Genomic DNA, 18,867 nt, shown 5'->3' on the forward strand with positions numbered 1-18,867 from the left:
AAATGTGACGACTGCCAGCCGGGGTTGCGCTAAAGTTTGGCGCTGGTGTATGATGACGGCATAGGCTTACGTATCAGGAGGGTTTTATGCTGCATTTATCACCCGATGCATATTTATTGCTGCCGCCTTTCGCGAAGATCGTTTGCGAGCCGGGCTGGAAATGGCAGCGTCGTGAAAAGCCGATGGCTAATTTTGATTTATTTTATGTATGGAGCGGTGAAGGGGAAGTCGAAGTGGGCGGCGTTCATTATCCGGTGGGTAAAGGAAGCTGTTTCCTGTTCCGTCCAGGCGACTACACGAGTGCGACCCATAATCCGCAGAAGCCTCTGGTTCTAACTTACATACACTTTGATACGGCAGAAGAGCCGGTGCTGGTGCCGGAACGGTACCGCCAGCTGCTTGATACGGTAGATTTTGAATATATGCTGTCGCGTTATGTGCGGTTGTTTTTGGTCAAAACCTATGCGGCGGAAATTGAAGCTCGCCTTGTGCTGAAGCAGCTGATGATCCATCTGCTGCGGGAGGACCGAGTGACGAAGCAAACGCCCGTGGAGAAAAAAGCGAGCAATCAGCTGACCGAGGCGATTCACGAGGTCGCCAATTATGTCCGGCAAAATCCCGGCATTGCCCACCGGGTCGAGGATCTTGCAATGCGCGCCCAGTTGTCGCCGCGTTATTTTTCAATGAAATTCAAGGAGCTGATCGGCATGTCGGTCCAGACGTATATGATCAGCACCCGCATTGACCGCGCCCAGCACCTGCTGATGCACGCAGGCATGAATGTGACGGAGGTGGCGGACGCTCTCGGCTACCGCGATATTTTTTTCTTCAGCCGCCAATTCAAGCAATATACCGGACGGAGCCCGTCGGAAATCCGTTAGCCGTCAGAAATTGGTTAGGATAAGTTGTTCGTTAGGATAAGTTGTTCGTAAGAATATGCGGTTCGAAATAATAAGCAGTTCGTAAAAAAAGCCGGTGCGGCCTTCATTCCCGACAACAAAGGGGAGAAGGGCGCTCGGCTTTTTTTGAAATATAAGCATTTATAAGTTTCACACTTGCAAATGGATGGGGTATGGTTAGTCGCCGGGATGAGCTTGTTCCTTATGGTGCGGGCAGTAACGGCGCATGAGGTCGACCGTCTCCTCATCGAGCTCCCGTCCGCGTGCCAGCAGGCCGTTAGTAATGGCTTCGCGGTTTTCCTCATTGGCATTTTGGCCGAATTTGAATTTGGCGCTCATTTGCTGTGGCTCGATTTTTACGACGGCAACTCCCTTGAGCCTGCCTCTATAGGCGGGATCATCTCCGGCAATCGGCAAATGCCCGCCTTCTGGCTGGAGCTTGCCCATCAGGGCTTGCAGCGCCTCGCCTTTTTCCATCAAATCCTCGACAACCGATGCCGTGCCCTCAATAATGACCGATTTGAAAAAGGCGGAGGCCGGACAGGCCATCAGCGGATCGGTAAAATGGGAAGGAATGATCGCATATTCCTTGGCCACACAGAAGGTGACGCGCGGATCTGCTCCGAGCAGTTCCATTTTATCCCCTGCGCGGCTGCCGTGAAAATACACGTTTCCATTCAAATAAATGTAATTCAGCGGGGTAATGGAAGGGGCGCCATCCGCTCTGGCTGTTCCTAGAAAGCCATAGCTCATTTCCTCCAAAAAGGCGGTAACCTCTTGTACATCTTCACTTCCGATTGCAAATTCTTTTCTGCGCATAGCGGACTGCTCCTTTCGTAAACATAGCGATAACTTGAATTGGGGATATGCCAAGCGTTCAGCTCGTTATTTGCAAGTTTAAACGGAATATTGACATATAAAAAGATCCACTTTACAGTAATTTTATTGAACCACTTTTGTAATGGATGGAAATAGACGGAAGTAGTAGGCAACAGGAGAGTCATAGGAGGTTGAATGATGGATGATCGCTGCCGTGCGGCATATGAGCGATATTATGAGGAGCTAGGGCGCAAGGCGGATGCGCTTTTTCTGGCGCTGCGCGAAGAAATTGTGTCGGGGATGCTGGGGGATGGGGAAAAGCTCGCCTCCAGCAGAAGGCTCGCCGAAAGCTATGGCATGTCTCGTGGTTCGGTCAATGCCGCTTACGATATGCTTTATGCGGAAGGTTTTGTCAGGCCCGGAAGGGGAAGCGGCACCTACGTTTCCTACAGCAAGCCGGCGGCTTCCAAAGCGGAAGATGGGCAAGAGGGAAAGGCCAGTGCACTTGCGTTATCCTCTTGGGCGCAGCGGCTGCCGCAGATTAAAGGATATACGAAGCTGCCTGTGCGTGAGGAGTCAGATTTCATTGCGTTTGATGTAGGTTATGCGGATACGCTGCTGTTTCCGCAGGATGAATGGAAGACGGCGATGTTTGCAGAGGTCAGGGGGCTGCTGGAGCGCCAGTATGAGGATTACTGGGCGATAGAGGGACATCTGCCACTGCGCGAAGCGATTGCTAGCGAGCTGCGCCGCGAGCGCAGCATGATTACGAGCGTGGATCATTTATTTATTACGAGCGGCTCCATGTATGGCATTGCCCTGCTCGCCCAGCTGTTGATTGAACCAGGTGATCATGTCGTGGTTGAAAACCCGTGCTATCCTGGCATTAGGCGGGCAATTGCGGCTGCGGGTGGCGTCATTATAGATGCGGCTGTCGACGATTATGGCATTATTCCGCAGGACTGGGATGCGAAGCTGCTGTTTGTAACGCCGACGCGCCAATATCCAACCGGCGCCCAGCTTGCACCCGAGCGCAAGCTGGAGCTGCTGCAATGGGCCTCCCGGCGCGGCGCTGTCATCATCGAGGATGATTATGACAGCGAATTTCGCTGGGGCGGGCGCCCGGCGGAGCCGCTCAAGACGCTCGACCACGAAGGACGGGTCGTGTACGTAGGCACTTTCTCCAAGACGATGTACGCCGACCTGAGGCTGGGCTATGTCATTACGCCGGATGCGCTGCGGGAGCCGCTGAGGCGGGCGAAGTTTTTGCTTGAGCCAAGCCCAAGCTCAATCGCGGAGCAGCGGGCGCTCGCCGTGTTTATGGCGAGCGGGCAGTATGTTCGGCATTTGCGGCGGATGAGGCGCAGCTGCGGACGGCGCCTCAAGCTCTTTAAGGAACAAGCCGCGGAGCAGCTCGCGGGCTTGTTCCGATTTACGCCGTCGGATGCAGGCTTGCATCAGTACGGCGTGTGGCTTGGGGCAGCCGCGGATTATGAGCGGCTGATTGCGGCCTGCGAGCGGGAAGGCGTTAGCTGGAACCGCGGCGAGCGGCTGTGGCGCAAGCCGGAGGAGCGACGCGCTCCGGCAGCGCTGTTCGGCTTCGCGCATTTGGCCGAAGCCGATATTAAGGAGGGCATGCGGCGAATTGCGGCATGCTGGGAGGTCGTTCAGCGGCAGCGCGGCTGAACGAATGCAGAACGAATGCAGAACGAATGCAGAACGAATGCAGTACGGCTGCAGAACAAAGCAGCAGCATTGCCGTGGCTCGCAGCCACGAAAGCAGAAAAAAAGCTCGCTGTCTGTCGGAGAGATTTCTCCGCATAGGCTGCGAGCTTTTTTAAATATAAAAATGCAGTGTGCGTTTTTCTTGCAAATGCGCTCGAATAGCGAGCGCAAGGCTTAACGCGGCAGCAAGCGGCCAAGCGCTTCGCCCATTTTCACTTTTTGACCGAGCTTTAAGCTAGGAAGCGGGGTAAAGGTTTTATTTTCAGTCAGCAGCACGACCGTAGATCCGAACTCAAAATAAGCAAGATCGCCACCCTTTACCGTTTGCGGCGGCAGGGGCTCAACATAGCGGATACTGCTGACGTTCATGGCGCCGACTTTCACGACAGCCGTTTCGCCGCCCTCATGTTTAATATAAGTAATAAGCCGTTCATTGCGGCTGAGCACCCGGCGCATTTTGGTTAAGCCGAAATCATTGACCGGATACACCTTGCCGGGAATATGCTCGCTCTCAACAATAGTGCCATCCACAGGAGCATGAATCCGGTGATAATCGGTCGGGCTCAAATAAAGGACAAAATAATGGCCGTTCCGATAGTTTTCCGCCCTCGGTGAACGGTTCAGCAGCTCTTCAATCGTGTAATCCTGCCCTTTCACATTGACAATTGTGCCGTCTTCGATCGGGCCAATTCCTGTAATAAGAGCGTCAACCGGACTCACAAGGCTGTCTGCTGCATGGTCTATTTTTCGCATGCCTGGCTTTAATCGACGGGTGAAAAATTCATTTAACGTAGCGTATTCATTTAGCGGTTTCTCGGCTTCCTCGACCTTAATTCCATACATGGAAGCAAAGCGCGGAATAAAATGGCGGCTCGCTCTAGATTGTGCAAAACGCCCAGTCAACCTCGAAATCGACTTGCGTGAGCTTAATTCCGTCATGGCACGAAGTAATCCATCTAGCATGCTCGTACCGTCACGTCCTTTCTTGCTTCGAATAGTGGTGCTTGTCCCAAACAGTGTGCCACAACCCGCATCACAAAGCAATAGGTTCGATTCGCGACCTTTTAATAGGTTGGGAAACAGGAAGGGGCGATTAACCGATTTTTTTTCTTTATTATGCTCTTTCTAGCATATGGACACTTGGTGAACAAGCTAAAAGGAAAAATGCAGATATGTGAAATACACGATTTTCATTCCATTATGGTATGTATGCAAACTGGAGTCGGCCTGCTGCACTCTACTTAATAATTATTCGAGGCCAGTCTCCTCTGACGATTCAAGGCTTAAGGAATCGCGGCATGCGATTGTTGCTGAGACAGCACGGTTCGAGGTATTCCCTCCATTTTTGGAGGACACAGATAACGCTATTCGGGCATTTTCTACGATTTCAGGCCGTAAGTGGACAGGAGATCCGTTAACGCCCTCAATATCCGAGCAAAATGGCCATTTGCAGCGCATTAGCTGCTCCTGAGTCCGCAACCTGTGCCATACCCCATGATTCGGTTGAAATAGCTGCTGCTGTGTCCGCCAAACTATGAAACTGCAATTAAGTAAGTATGTTCATGTTCATATAAAAATAGTTAATGATGAGGCAAGTTAGGGGGACGGAAGGGGGCATCTTTGAAATAGATTGCATGGAGTAACCATACATTGGTTTCAATGTTTGGTTAGATGAAGTCTCATCTTAACCGCTCCTTCCACCACTACCCACGAAGCCTGCGCAGCTTCAACACCAGCAAAAACACAATAAACAACGCGAGCACAATCGTGACAGCGAGCGTGCTGAATACGATGGCATCCTGTCCCTGCTGCTTGACGATGATGGCGATGAACGCCCAGACGAAGACGGCTACGAAAGCGGCATCGCGGTAGCTCCAGCCAATGATTAAGGCGAGCAAGGTAGCGACTGCCAGCAAAATAATCGTCCATGCCGTCTCAGACAGCCCAAAGCCCTGCCAGCCCGACTTGTAGAGCGCGGAAGTTATATTGACGATGGTCGCAACGCTAATCCAGCCGAGATAAAGACTAAAGGGCAGCTCTACGAAAAAACGTTCGCCAGTCATTGCCGTCTGCCAGCCGGGCGTTCTGGCACGCGTATAGATGGCGATCAGCGTAATCAGCAGCGCGAGCATAATAAATACGCTGGCATACACCTTCTCGTATTGCCAAGCAAAAATCCAGGCCGCATTAAACAGGCAGCTAACGAAAAACAGGATGCCAATCTGTGCGGGCAGCCTGCTTGCTCTGCCTGACGGCAGAAAGGAATAAATCACAAATCCGGCAAGCAGCAAATAAATCAGGCTCCATATGGAGAAGGCATAGCCAGCGGGCATGAACAGAATCGGGTATTGCGCCGCAAGCTGGGCAGTCGTTTTGCCTCCAAGGGGCAGGGTAACGGCGAGTGCATTGACGACAATGACGATCAGCAGTCCAACAGCGTTTAACCAGCGATAGGCAGCGTTCATTATATTTTTCTCCTCTCCTTGAGCATCTCTATTGTCTTATTCACCATGTCAGGCTTTTATTTCACTCCATCTCGTTTATTTCTTGCACAAAAAGCTCAAGCTTCATGTAGGAAAGCGCAAAAGAGAAGGGGTATTTGCTTAAATGACCATAACTGTCTACATCACACTTATATTTGCTGCCTGCTGTCTGGCAGCAGGCTGGATTGGCTGCCGCAGCCGGAAGGCGCAACTTGTAATGGATGCGCTGGCAGCCATTTTGCTTTTTACGACGTTTATTTCCATTGCTTCGGCGATAACGAGAACGATGCTGAGGGACACCGTGTTTATGACCGAAATTCATGCGGTGCTGCTTAATCCAGTTTTTATAATAGGAGGGGCTTATTTGGCTATCTATACACCTGCGCGAATGGCTTTGAATGTGCTTCGGCCGTCCAGCTAGCAGCAAACTAGTGGCAATGTGCGAGAGCAGCGCGTATGCTATCGCAAATATATGGCCATTTTAATGCGCAAGGAGGCAGTTGCACGAAATGACGCTTGCCAAAGTGGCGTTTGTTACGCCAGGGTCATTTCCGATCCCATCCGCGAAAAGTAGCTCGGTCGAGCGGGTAGTCGAAAAATTCGTCCCACTTCTGAAAAATCGGATTCATCCCCGCATTTACGGCAGGACGACAAAAGGACTGAAAGGCAACGGGCTAGTGGGCGGCGTCGACTGCGTCAGATTCCCAGCGGTGAACAAAGCAAGCTATATTGCCGCTGTTGGACGTTCCCTAGCTGCCTACAAGCCGCATGTTATTCAGGTGGAGAATCGTCCCCATAACGTGCTTGCCCTTAAGAAAAAGCTGCCGGCCGCCCGGATTTGGCTGAGCCTGCATTCCTCTACTTTCCTAAGTCCCGGGCATATCTCACCGGCCAGGCTGCACCAAAGCCTGCAAGCGGCCGATCGCATTATTGTAAATAGCGAGTTTCTGCGCCGCGTCGTTGCGACGAGGGCGCCTGAATCGGCAGCGAAAATACGAGTCGTCTATCCCGGCGTAGAGACGGAGCTTTTTCCGTCGCGGTTTACCGAGGAAGGGCGACAGAAGCGGGAGCGGCAGCGGCAGGCGAAAAAGCTGGTGGGCCGCGAGGTCGTTATTTTTCTCGGCAGGCTCATTCCGCTGAAAGGCGCTCACCATCTGCTGCATATTATGCCTGAGCTGGTAAAAAAACATCCTAATATGCTTGCTGTCATCGTTGGCAGTCCGTTCTATGGCTCACATCGCTCCACCGCTTATTCCCGCAAGCTCCAGCAGCTCGGCCGCGCTTACCCCAATCATGTACGCTTCGTTCCTTATGTGCCTTATACCGAAGTGCCGGGCTGGTTTTTAGCCGCAGATATGGCAATCGTACCTTCCGGACAGCGTGAAGCTTTCGGGCTTGTTAATGTCGAAGCGATGGCGACGGGCCTTCCAGTAGTAGCCACACGGGCAGGAGGCATGAAGGAAATTGTACGGGACGGCGTCACTGGCTATTTGATATCGCAGCAAAATCTGGAAAGTGAGCTGAAAGCCAAGCTGCATGCTTTACTCGAAAGCTCCGAGCTTAGGGCGAGTATGGGGAAGAAGAGCCGCGAGCGGGTGGAGCGGAATTTTACTTGGCAGCATACGGGTCGCAGCTGGATGAATGTGCTGAATGAACGAAAACTGTTTGATTCGAATTGACAACCAGTATATGGGAGCGGTATAGTCTAACAAGGAAATCCACTAGGGGCGCCTTCATGGCTGAGATAAAGCGAATGAGCTTTGGTCCCTTTGAACCTGATCTGGGTTATGCCAGCGTAGGAAAGTGGGAAAGTGAGTTCATCGCGAGCAGCTTCTTTTTGCTTTTTTAGCATGGGGGAAGCTCTGCCATTCGCGTATGTTTGCACATTCTGCCGCTTCTTCGCCGGAGCGGTTTTTTGTTGCCCTCTGGTTGAAAAAGCAAGCAAGCGGGGCGCCTTTTGGCGTCTTCGTTTGTGGGGCGTCGTCATCCCGCCTAATGGAATGAAAGCAAAGGAACAGGCGCCTAGCGCTGCATTTTCCAACTGAATATACGTTTAAAGGCCTCCTGGTGGAATTTCATTATGCCATGGGAGGTTTTTTGCATATGACGATCTTTATGAATCCGCTGCCGGGTAGCAGCAAAGTGTACGAATCGGGAGCAAGACTGGATATTTGGGTGCCAATGCGCGAAATTGAGCTGGAGGCGAGCACAGGCAGAAACGGAGAAAAAATACCGAATGCGCCGATCCGTGTGTATGACGCGAGTGGGCCGTATACAGATACCGCTTATGAGGCGGATGTTTATAAAGGGCTGCCCCATGTAAGAAGAGACTGGATTGAAGGGCGAGGAGATGTGGAGCGGTATGACGGACGCACGATAAGGCCAGAGGATAACGGCTTCATGACGGCGGAGAAGGCGAGCGAGCGTGGAGCGGAGCTTTTTCCAATAACGACGCGGCCGCTGCGGGCGACAAAAGGACATAACGTTACCCAGCTTCATTATGCGCGCCGAGGAATCATCACGCATGAAATGGAATTTATTGCGATAAGAGAAGGGGTGGACCCTGAATTTGTCCGCTCGGAGATTGCGCTTGGGCGTGCGATCATACCAGCCAATATTAATCATCCCGAGATTGAGCCCATGATTATTGGTCGGCAATTTCATGTGAAAATTAATGCCAATATTGGAAATTCCGCAGTGGCTTCTTCTATTGAGGAGGAGGTGGAGAAGATGACATGGGCGACGCGCTGGGGCGCGGATACGATTATGGACTTGTCCACAGGGAAAAATATTCATACAACGCGCGAATGGATTATTCGCAATTCTCCGGTTCCGGTCGGCACGGTGCCGATTTATCAGGCGCTGGAGAAGGTGAATGGCAAAGCGGAGGATCTGTGCTGGGACGTATTTCGCGATACGCTTATAGAGCAGGCGGAGCAGGGGGTTGATTATTTTACGATCCATGCAGGCGTATTGCTTCGCTACATTCCGCTCACAGCCAAGCGGGTGACGGGCATCGTATCGCGTGGCGGCTCCATTATGGCGGCATGGTGCCTGGCCCATCATCAGGAAAATTTTTTGTATACGCATTTTGAGGAAATTTGCGAAATTATGAAGGCTTACGATGTGTCATTCTCTCTAGGAGATGGCCTGCGTCCGGGCTCGATAGCCGATGCCAACGATGCCGCGCAGTTTGCCGAGCTGGATACGCTCGGCGAGCTGACGAAAATCGCCTGGAAGCATGATGTCCAGGTGATGATCGAAGGGCCGGGGCATGTACCCATGCATCTGATTAAGGAAAATATGGACCGCCAGCTGGAGGTATGCGATGAAGCGCCTTTCTATACGCTGGGGCCACTGACAACCGATATTGCACCAGGCTATGACCATATAACATCCGCTATTGGCGCAGCCATGATCGGCTGGTTTGGCACCGCGATGCTCTGCTATGTGACGCCGAAGGAGCATCTTGGGCTTCCGAACAAGGAGGATGTGAAGGAGGGGGTTATTACGTATAAAATAGCTGCCCATGCCGCTGACTTGGCCAAAGGCCATCCAAGGGCCCGCCTGAGGGACGATGCGCTGTCGAAAGCGCGCTTCGAGTTCCGCTGGCGCGACCAGTTCCATTTGTCGCTAGATCCTGAGCGCGCCATGTCGTACCACGATGAGACGCTGCCGGCGGAGGCCGCCAAGTCCGCCCATTTCTGCTCGATGTGTGGACCTAAATTTTGCAGCATGCGCATTACGCAAGATATTAGAGAGTACGCGGAGCGGAGTGGGCTGGAGACGACAGAGGCCATTGAAGCGGGAATGAAGGAGAAGTCCGAGGCGTTCAAGGAATCGGGAAGCAAAATATATATTAGCGGAACATAAAATGATAGTTGCTTAGGCGTACCGTTCTCCGAGCTGCTTTACCTTGGAAAGCCAGCCTTGCCTTTTTGCTAGCGATGATTTTCTGACCTCATACAGCGTTGTGAAACGGACGGATTTGACGCCGCAAAATTGCAGGATGTTGATTTTCATCATTTTGTGGCCAGCCATGCCTTGGAAAAAGCGGTAGTACCAGCCCGGCGCGTCCATCGTGACGATGATTCGGGCTGTTTTTCCTTTGAGCAGCTGCTCGGGAAGCGCCTTTCCTTTCACATATTTATAAGCAAAGCCGGGCAGAAAGACGCGGTCAATGAAGCCTTTAAGCAAAGCGGGAGGCCCGCCCCACCAGGTTGGATATACAAAAACAAGATGATCGGCCCATGTAATATGCGCTTGCGCGTCCTGCAAATCCTGCTCCAGAGGTGTCTTGTTTCTGTAGCCTCCGGTCAGGACGGGATTGAAGTTGAGCTGGGACAAATGAATAGTACGGACCTCGGCGCCAGCAGCTCCTTCGGCATAGGCGGCAGCGAGCGCCTCGCTGTAGCTTCCTTCAGCGGGATTGCTTTGAATAATTAATATTTTTTTCATCGTTTTGAAACACTCCTCTTATTTTAGTTAACAAACACTAACCAATAGATCAAAAAGAAAAGGTCACGAATGACCTACTAAAGCTAATAGATGCCGTTTAATCTGCTCGGCATCCGGCGCAAGCTGGGAGGGAAGATCGCCATGCATGCTGGATACGGCTAGCTGGGTTATAATGCCGATCACCATGACAGCCGACAGGCGGGCATTTTGCTCTGGAAGCTCGCCGCGCTCTATGCCTTGCTCTATAAAATCAATTAATGCATCAAGCGGCTGCCTAAGCTGCCCTTCCATCCTTGCTGTATAAAACAGCTCATGCTGTTGGGCAAGCAGCAGCAAACCGTACTGGTCCTCATCGTGCATGTGCAGCACCTCATCGATTAATTGCCGAAATCGGTTGGCGACGCTTCCGTCCTTCTGCACATAATAATCGATTAAAGAGGTGTAGCTGGCACAATCCTGCTCAAAAATTTCCAAGGCTACGGCATCCTTGCTTTTAAAATGCTTATAAATTGCCGCATCCGTAACACCGGCAGCATGCCCGATTTCTTTGACGGAAACGCCGTCAACGCCCTTCGTGGCAAATAGCAGCATCGCCGCCTGCAAAATATCCTTTTTTTTACTATCGGCATGTGATTTTTTATTCATGTTTGTATTGTAAGTGAACACTAACTAAAATGCAAGAGGCAATAAATTTATATTTAACCCTCGAAACGGTAGCTTTGCCACCAGAGGATGGTGGTAGCCGTTTACGCTTGAATAAACAAACAAACTTTGGTATATTTGAAAACGAGAATCGTTATCATGATACCATTTTGTTTGGTGTGAAGGGAAAGGTAGCTGCATCATGTCGTTGAAACAGGAGCAAAAACAGGAATTAAAGCAGATGAGGCAGCGTTCAAGGCCGCTAGTAGCGACCATCATTCTTATCGTTGGCACAGCCGCTGTATTATTTGGCCTTGCTTTATCTATTTCGGTCGGAGCGGCTAAAATTAGCTTATCCACGGTCTGGACTGCCGTTTTTAATTTTAATCCGGATATTACCCAGCATCAGATTATTCAAGAGCTGAGAATGCCAAGGGCGCTTGCAGCTGCACTTATAGGGGCTGCCTTCGCGGTATCAGGCTCCGTTATGCAGGGAATGACCCGAAATCCACTGGCCGATCCGAGCTTGCTCGGGCTTAATGCGGGCGCAGGCTTTGCGCTGGCGCTTTGCTTTGCTTTTTTCCGCGGCATGTCGCATTTGGAAATTATGATTATTTGTTTCTTTGGAGCGGCGCTTGCCGCAGGTATCGTCTACGGTATCGGCTCGCTCGCCAAGGGCGGCTTGACGCCTGTCCGGCTGACGCTTGCGGGCGCAGCTATTAGTACATTGTTCATGAGCCTGTCGGAAGGGATTCAAATTCACTTTCAAATTGGACAGGATATTGCATTTTGGTATGCAGGCGGCATTGCCGGTACAAAATGGTCGCAAATTGGCATTGTTGCCCCTTGGATTATCGGCGGCATCTTGGCAGCCATTGCGATTTCACGCTCCATATCCTTGCTCAGTCTAGGCGATGATGTGGCGGTGTCCCTCGGTCAGCGTACGAAGCTGACGAAGACGATTGGCATTATTGTCACGCTCATTTTGGCCGGTGCATCGGTATCCGTTGTCGGAGCGGTTGGCTTTATCGGACTTATTGTTCCCCATGTGGCCCGTTATTTGGTTGGCGTGGATTATCGCTGGATTATTCCGTGTTCCGCCGTGCTTGGTGCTCTCTTGCTCATCGTAGCTGATATTGTAGCGCGTACGATTAATAGTCCTTATGAGACGCCGGTTGGCGCTCTGATTGCTATTATTGGTGTTCCGTTCTTCCTTTATCTTGCGGTTAAGCAAAGGGGGAACTTATAGTTATGAGCACCGCTACTTTAATTTCAAAAAGCGAGCAGCAAAGAACAAGGCGAGCTATAATAGTCATGTCCATTATGGGCGTTCTTATTATTACAGCTTTTGTGATTAGTATGAATACAGGCTTTATTAAGCTTACTCCACTTGATGTGTTCAAAACGTTATTCGGATATGGAACGCCGAAGCAGGATCTAATTTTATTTGATTTCCGCTTGCCTCGTATCGTTATTTCCGTTTTGATCGGTGCTGGCTTTGCCGTTTCCGGCTGTGTGATGCAGGGTTTGTTCCGCAATCCGCTGGCCGATCCGGGCTTGCTCGGCATTAATGCTGGAGCAGGACTAATGGTTATTTTATATGTCTCCTTTTTCCGTGATAATCAGATGGCGTCGCCATTTGTCATGCCGATGCTTGCATTCTGCGGGGCTGGACTTACTGCCTTGCTGATTTATACATTATCTTATAAACGTTATCACGGGCTGCTGCCTACGCGGATGATTTTGGTCGGTGTTGCAGTGCAAGCCGGAATTAGTGCGCTTGTTATAGTACTCAGTCTAGCACTTGATCCGAATGACTTTCAATTCGTTCAAATTTGGTTGGCTGGAAATATATGGGGTACGAACTGGAAGTTTGTACAAGCAGCCCTTCCATGGATATTAATTTTGATTCCATACGTGATGTACAAATCTCGTACAATGAACGTTTTGAACCTTGGCGAACAAATGGCAACGGGACTCGGGTCGCCGGTTGAGAAGGACCGGATGAAGCTGCTTGCAGCAGCGGTAGGTCTGGCTGCAACGTGCGTGGCCGTTGGCGGTGGTATTTCCTTTGTTGGGCTGATCGGTCCGCATTTGGCTCGTCGTCTTGTTGGACCGACGCATCAAATTCTCGTTCCGGCTTCAGCGATGGCAGGAGCATTGCTCGTCATTGTGTCCGATACGCTGGCCCGCTGGGCGTTTCAGCCTTCGGAAATTCCGACGGGTATCGTAATCGCCGTCATTGGCGCTCCGTATTTTCTTTACTTGCTGTCCCGTTCCAAATAGGCTGTGGCAGCTCCATTTATTAGTGTTTTATGAGGTCTTTCGAAGCGCTTTGCGCTTTCGGAAGGCCTTTTTTCTGTATGGAAGTGAAACGGACGTTACCGGGGGAAAACGGTGCCTCCTGTTGTGTTTGTGGGCTCTTGCCCCAGTCTTTTACTTTACGAGGATTGTTAGTCCGTCATGCTTCTGCCTGTCAGCCTGCAAGATCAAGTAACGAGCCCATAGGTTTGTGCATATATTGCCTAAGACAAATCAGGTGGAAGAAGGAGAGGGCAATGGCGAAAAGCAGAAAAACAGGAAGCACGAGAAGAAAAAGGCCGCTTTTTTACGTTGATAATCCGAATGCTTCTGAATTGAAATGGCTCGATGATTTAAATAGCAAAAAGGCGCAAGCCCAAGCAGCACAGAAACTGGAAGAATCAAAGCCAGCAAATGCAGGGCAGGGGAAGACGGTTAGCATTAATGCGATTGCGGCGCCGGAAGCTTCATTCAGCATTGACCAGCTGCAAGCTGAAGAAGGAGAACTACTGCCAAGCGAGGCTGATGCAGAACTGCAAAGTATTCAATTGGATGGGAAGCAAGGATCGTCGCCAATTTTTAAGCAAGAGGCGCCATCAGTGGATGTGCAGGAGGAACTGCTGCTGGATGTAGACCAGCCAGTTGAGCTTGCATTTGCCAGCGACCATGAAGAGATTGCTGAGCTGAGTCATGGAGAGAATACTGAGCTGAGCCATGAAGAGAATACTGTACTGAGTCATGAAGAGAAGCTGGCGCTGGTAGCAGAGAAACAAAATCCTGAGCTTGGCGGGCCAAATCCATTTATTTATACCGACGATTTAGTGGATGGTTCGGTTACCGGCGACAAAATTGCGCCAGCTTCTATTGATTCCACAAAGCTATGTGCGGGAAGCGTCGATGGAACAGCTGTGCAGGATTATGCGATTGAAGCTATTCACATTGCTAGGGGAGCTGTATCCGGCAGCAAAATCGCACCAGAAGCGATAATATCGGAACATCTGGCCAACAATGCTATCGCAGGAACAAAGCTGGCAGATGGCTCCGTAACAGGAGAGAAGCTGCAAAATAACAGCATTTCTTCCGAGAAGCTCGCAGATCGTACGATCGGTTCCGACAAATTTGCCGATGGCTCGATTGAAGCGAGGCATTTGAAACGGATGTTAGTAACGGAAGAATTGCTTGGACAACAGTCCGTCACCGCTAGCAAAATCAAAAGCGGAGCTGTCCGTCCCGAGCACCTTTCGAATGATGCAGTAAACAATTCCAAGCTCGCCGATGGAGCTGTAACCCGCTCCAAGCTGCGCGATGGTTCTGTGCATACGGAGAAGCTAGCCCCAGAGTCCGTCGATTCCGTGCATATTAAACCTGGGGTATTGCTCGCCGATCATGTTGCCGTCGGAGTAATATCGGGAAAGCATTTGGCCCCAGGCGAAATAAGCGCCCAGCATCTGGAAGTAGGCGCGGTCGGAGCAAGGGAATTGCAGCCGAACGCAGTAGACGCCGAGCGTCTAGCAAGAGGAGCGGTATCCAGCGCTCATTTGCAGGCGGGGGCCGTTCTGGGGCCAAATATCTCACCGCGCCAAATCGAAAGCGGTCATCTCGTTGATCAAGCCGTAACAGCCTCCAAGCTGATGGATCAGTCCGTATCAACAATCAAGCTGGTTGATCATGCGGTTACCGTTTCCAAGCTTTCGGAGCAAAGTGTAACCGCGGCAAAGCTCGCCGATGATGCGGTGCAATCCAGACATTTGAGCCGTCTCAGCATAACATCTGAGAAAGTAGCGGACGGACAAATACACAATCGTCATTTGGCGGTAAATACCGTATCTGGCGTCCAACTGCGGGAAGAGGCGGTTGGTACGGAGCATTTGCGCAGCAGCTCCGTTACAGATGAGAAAATTGCGCCGGGAGCGATTCGGGTGCAGCATTTGACAGATGCGGCTGTTGGCAGCAGACAGCTTGCGGAACAAAGCGTCACTTCGGCTAAGCTGGCTGCTGGAGCTGTATCTGCTGCGCATCTTGCAGATAATTCGGTAGATACGAAGCAATTGCGCGATGAAGCGATTACGTTTCACAAAATCGCGCCGGAAGCGCTGCGGGCGTACCATTTTGCAAATGGAGCTGTTACGGGAGAGGCCGTGTCGCCTGAAGCGATAAATTCCAATCATTTACAACCGCATATTATTCATGAGAAGCATGTTGTAGATGATGCGATTACAACTCGAATGCTCCATGATGGCGCCGTGACGAGCGCAAAGCTTGCTTATGAAGCTGTGACAGAAAGATATATTGCACCTGGCGTTGTATCTTCGCATCATTTGGCAGATCACAGTGTCAATTCACTCAAGCTTTCCCCGGAAGCGGTGACGTCGGATAAGCTCGCAGACTACAGTGTAACGGGAGCAAAGCTTGCTGAATCAAGTGTGACGGGAACTAAGCTTGCCCCAGGAACCATTCAAGGCGAGCACATCGCTCCAGCTGTTATTGAAGGCATTCACATTCAGCTAGGCTCGCTTAAGAAAGAGCATCTGCAAAGCGGGATTATTGTGGCCTCCCATTTGCAGCCTGGAGCGGTTGGAAGTGAGCAGGTTGCTGACTTGGCGATTCACTCTGCTAAATTAGCGCAGGATGCTATACAGCCGAAGCATATTGCGGGAGAAGCGATTCACAGCCGTCATTTATCCAATGGGTCGGTGTTGGGTATTCACGTACAGGAAGGCAGCATCCGCGATGTTCATTTAGCGGAAGGTGCTGTGACGGCGTCGAATCTGGCGGAAGCAAGCGTTGCAAGCGAGCATATTCAGAAGGGGGCAATTGGCAGTGCAGCGCTCCAGCAGCGTATTATCGGTACGGAGCATTTGCAAAGTCAAGCGGTAACATCTGAACAGTTGGCCCCGCTTTCTGTAGGAGAAAAGCATATTCAGCTGTATAGCATCGACGAGGGGCATTTAGCTATAAACAGCGTCGCTAGTGCTAATTTGCAGGATGGCAGTGTGACAGAGTTAAAGCTTGGAAAGGATTCCGTGTCTGGCGAGCATTTGCAACTGGAGACGATAGCTGGCAAGCATCTTCGGGCGGAAACGGTGCAGGGCTATCATATTCGTAAAAACTCGCTGTCTTTAGCGCATCTCACAGCCGATGTTATTACAGTTGACCGTGCTGAGGATGAGAGTATTTTTGGAAGCAAGCTGAAAAATGGCACAATCCGCACTGAGAAGCTGGCGGATGGCTGCATCACGACGGAAAAGCTGGGCGAGGCGAGCATAACGTCATCGAAGCTAGCCTTTGCGAGCGTAAGCAGTGAGACGCTGGCGGAAGGAGCTGTGATCGCCGAGCATCTGACGGCACAGAGCGTAACGAGCGATAAGCTGGCAGATGGCAGTGTCACGACGGAAAAGCTCAGCGAGGCGAGCATAACAGCATCGAAGCTGGCCTTTGCGAGCGTAGGCAGTGAAGCACTGGCGGAAGGAACCGTAATCGCCGAGCATCTGACGGCACAGAGCGTAACGAGCGATAAGCTGGCGAATGGCAGTGTCACGACGGAAAAGCTCGGCGAGGCGAGTGTAACGTCATCGAAGCTGGCCTTTGCGAGCGTAGGCAGTGAAGCACTGGCGGAAGGAGCCGTGATAGCCGAGCATCTGACGGCAATGAGCGTAACGAGCGATAAGCTGGCGAATGGCAGTGTCACGACGGTAAAGCTCAGCGAGGCGAGCATAACGTCATCGAAGCTGGCCTTTGCGAGCGTAGGCAGTGAAGCGCTGGCGGAAGGAGCCGTGATAGCCGAGCATCTGACGGCAGAAAGCGTAACGAGCGATAAGCTGGCAGATGGCAGTGTTACGACGGAAAAGCTGGGCGAGGAGAGCATAACGTCATCGAAGCTGGCCTTTGCGAGTGTAAGTAGTGAAGCACTGGCGGAAGGAGCCGTGATAGCCGAGCATCTGACGGCAGAAAGCGTAACGAGCGATAAGCTGGCGAATGGCAGTGTCACGACAGAAAAGCTGAGCGAATCGAGTATAACGGCATCGAAGCTGGCATTTGCGAGCGTAGGCATTGAGGCACTAGCGGAAGGAGCCGTGATTGCTGAGCATCTGACGGCAGAGAGCGTGACGAGCGATAAGCTGGCGAATGGCGGTGTCACGACAGAAAAGCTGGGCGAATCGAGTGTAACGTCGTCGAAGCTGGCCTTTGCAAGTGTAGGCAGTGAAGCGCTAGCGGAAGGAGCCGTGATCACTGAGCATCTGACGGCTGAGAGCGTGACGAGCGATAAGCTAGCGGATGGCTGCATCACAGCGGAAAAGCTAGGTGAATCGAGTATAACGGCATCGAAGCTGGCCTTTGCGAGCGTAGATGGTGAGGCGCTGGCGGGAGGAGCCGTGAAGGCGGAGCATTTAGCGACGGATAGCGTGACGAGCGATAAGCTGGCGAATAACAGTGTCACGACGGAAAAGCTTGGTGAATCGAGCATAACGTCGTCGAAGTTGGCTTTTGCGAGCGTAAGAAGTGAGGCGCTGGCGGAAGGAGCCGTGATTGCTGAACATTTGACGGCAGAGAGCGTGACGAGCGATAAGCTGGCGAATAGCAGTGTCACGACGGAAAAGCTTGGTGAATCGAGCATAACGTCATCGAAGTTGGCTTTTGCGAGCGTAGGTAGTGAAGCGCTGGCGGGAGGAGCCGTGAAGGCGGAGCATTTGTCAACGGACAGCGTAACTAGCGACAAAATCACGTATGGCGCTGTTGCCGCGGAGCATTTGGCGACGGATAGCGTGACGAGTGATAAGCTGGCGAATGGCGGTGTCACGACAGAAAAGCTGGGCGAATCGAGTGTAACGTCGACGAAGCTGGCCTTTGCAAGTGTAGGCAGTGAAGCGCTGGCGGAAGGAGCCGTAATTGCTGAACATCTGACGGCAGAGAGCGTGACGAGCGATAAGCTGGCGAATAGCAGTGTCACGACGGAAAAGCTGGGTGAATCGAGCATAACGTCATCGAAGCTGGCCTTTGCGAGCGTAGATAGTGAAGCGCTGGCGGAAGGAGTCGTGAAGGCGGAGCATCTGTCGACGGACAGCATAACGAGCGACAAAATCACGTATGGCGCTGTTGCTGCGGAGCATTTGTCGGCAGCTAGCGTGACGAGCGATAAGCTGGCGAATAGCAGTGTCACGACGGAAAAGCTTGGTGAATCGAGCATAACGTCATCGAAGCTGGCCTTTGCGAGCGTAGGTAGTGAAGCGCTGGCGGAAGGAGCTGTGAAGGCGGAGCATTTGTCGGCAGCGAGCGTAACGAGCGATAAGCTAGCGGATGGCTGCTTCACAACAGAAAAGCTTGGTGAATCGAGCATAACGTCATCGAAGCTGGCCTTTGCGAGCGTAGATAGTGAAGCGTTGGCGGAAGGAGCCGTGAAGGCGGAGCATCTGTCGACGGGTAGCGTGACAAGCGATAAGCTAGCGGATGGCTGCTTCACAACGGAAAAGCTGGGCGAAGCGAGCATAACAGCATCGAAGCTGGCCTTTGCGAGCGTAGGAAGTGAGGCGCTGGCGGAAGGA

Annotated in this window: 13 protein-coding genes and 1 riboswitch; of the genes, 8 read left to right on the top strand and 5 right to left on the bottom strand. The window is 51.7% G+C overall.

Annotated features, from left to right (window positions below):
- Positions 1–86: 86 nt before the first annotated feature.
- Positions 87–881, top strand: a complete 795-nt coding sequence (locus AC50YG_RS17190; RefSeq protein ID WP_338552302.1) for a helix-turn-helix domain-containing protein — start codon at positions 87–89, stop codon at positions 879–881.
- Between the two features lie 195 nt (positions 882–1,076).
- On the opposite strand, the gene AC50YG_RS17195 is transcribed toward AC50YG_RS17190, so the two are convergent.
- Positions 1,077–1,718, bottom strand: coding sequence for a pyridoxamine 5'-phosphate oxidase family protein (locus tag AC50YG_RS17195; protein ID WP_494828174.1), 642 nt, complete (start codon positions 1,716–1,718; stop codon positions 1,077–1,079).
- 198 nt (positions 1,719–1,916) lie between these two features.
- On the opposite strand from AC50YG_RS17195, the gene pdxR reads away from it, so the two are divergent.
- Positions 1,917–3,404, top strand: a complete 1,488-nt coding sequence (gene pdxR, locus AC50YG_RS17200) for a MocR-like pyridoxine biosynthesis transcription factor PdxR (RefSeq protein WP_494828175.1) — start codon at positions 1,917–1,919, stop codon at positions 3,402–3,404.
- 213 nt (positions 3,405–3,617) lie between these two features.
- Here the strand turns inward: pdxR and asd are convergent, their stop codons facing one another.
- Complete coding sequence (asd, locus tag AC50YG_RS17205) at positions 3,618–4,406, bottom strand: archaetidylserine decarboxylase (protein WP_494828176.1); 789 nt, start codon at positions 4,404–4,406, stop codon at positions 3,618–3,620.
- 740 nt (positions 4,407–5,146) lie between these two features.
- On the bottom strand, positions 5,147–5,908 hold the full coding sequence (locus tag AC50YG_RS17210) for a TspO-related membrane protein (RefSeq protein WP_494828177.1): 762 nt from the start codon (positions 5,906–5,908) through the stop codon (positions 5,147–5,149).
- A 142-nt stretch (positions 5,909–6,050) separates the two neighbouring features.
- Between AC50YG_RS17210 and AC50YG_RS17215 the strand changes: the two genes are divergently transcribed.
- The 3 genes from AC50YG_RS17215 (at position 6,051) to thiC (ending at position 9,799) form a co-directional block, all read left to right on the top strand.
- Entirely contained in the window at positions 6,051–6,347 is a 297-nt protein-coding gene (locus AC50YG_RS17215) for a hypothetical protein (RefSeq protein ID WP_494828178.1), read from the top strand.
- 88 nt (positions 6,348–6,435) lie between these two features.
- Positions 6,436–7,605, top strand: a complete 1,170-nt coding sequence (locus AC50YG_RS17220) for a glycosyltransferase family 4 protein (RefSeq protein ID WP_494828179.1) — start codon at positions 6,436–6,438, stop codon at positions 7,603–7,605.
- 34 nt (positions 7,606–7,639) lie between these two features.
- Positions 7,640–7,745, top strand: a riboswitch (TPP riboswitch).
- Positions 7,746–8,029: 284 nt separating this feature from the next.
- Positions 8,030–9,799: a phosphomethylpyrimidine synthase ThiC gene (gene thiC / locus AC50YG_RS17225; protein ID WP_494828180.1), complete on the top strand. Its 1,770-nt coding sequence runs from the start codon at positions 8,030–8,032 to the stop codon at positions 9,797–9,799.
- A gap of 12 nt (positions 9,800–9,811) precedes the next feature.
- On the opposite strand, the gene AC50YG_RS17230 is transcribed toward thiC, so the two are convergent.
- Both AC50YG_RS17230 and AC50YG_RS17235 read right to left on the bottom strand, forming a co-directional pair.
- Positions 9,812–10,384 carry an NAD(P)H-dependent oxidoreductase gene (locus tag AC50YG_RS17230; RefSeq protein ID WP_494828181.1) on the bottom strand — a complete coding sequence of 191 codons (573 nt, stop codon included), beginning with the start codon at positions 10,382–10,384 and terminating at the stop codon, positions 9,812–9,814.
- A 63-nt stretch (positions 10,385–10,447) separates the two neighbouring features.
- On the bottom strand, positions 10,448–11,029 hold the full coding sequence (locus AC50YG_RS17235; RefSeq protein ID WP_494828182.1) for a TetR/AcrR family transcriptional regulator: 582 nt from the start codon (positions 11,027–11,029) through the stop codon (positions 10,448–10,450).
- 199 nt (positions 11,030–11,228) lie between these two features.
- On the opposite strand from AC50YG_RS17235, the gene AC50YG_RS17240 reads away from it, so the two are divergent.
- The 3 genes from AC50YG_RS17240 to AC50YG_RS17250 form a co-directional block, all read left to right on the top strand.
- Positions 11,229–12,275: a FecCD family ABC transporter permease gene (locus tag AC50YG_RS17240; RefSeq protein ID WP_473760269.1), complete on the top strand. Its 1,047-nt coding sequence runs from the start codon at positions 11,229–11,231 to the stop codon at positions 12,273–12,275.
- Positions 12,276–12,277: 2 nt separating this feature from the next.
- Complete coding sequence (locus tag AC50YG_RS17245) at positions 12,278–13,312, top strand: FecCD family ABC transporter permease (RefSeq protein ID WP_494828183.1); 1,035 nt, start codon at positions 12,278–12,280, stop codon at positions 13,310–13,312.
- A 272-nt stretch (positions 13,313–13,584) separates the two neighbouring features.
- The coding region (locus AC50YG_RS17250; protein ID WP_494828184.1) for a hypothetical protein at positions 13,585–18,867 on the top strand (5,283 nt) is incomplete at its 3' end.

Source organism: Paenibacillus sp. J31R34 (assembly GCF_059383715.1).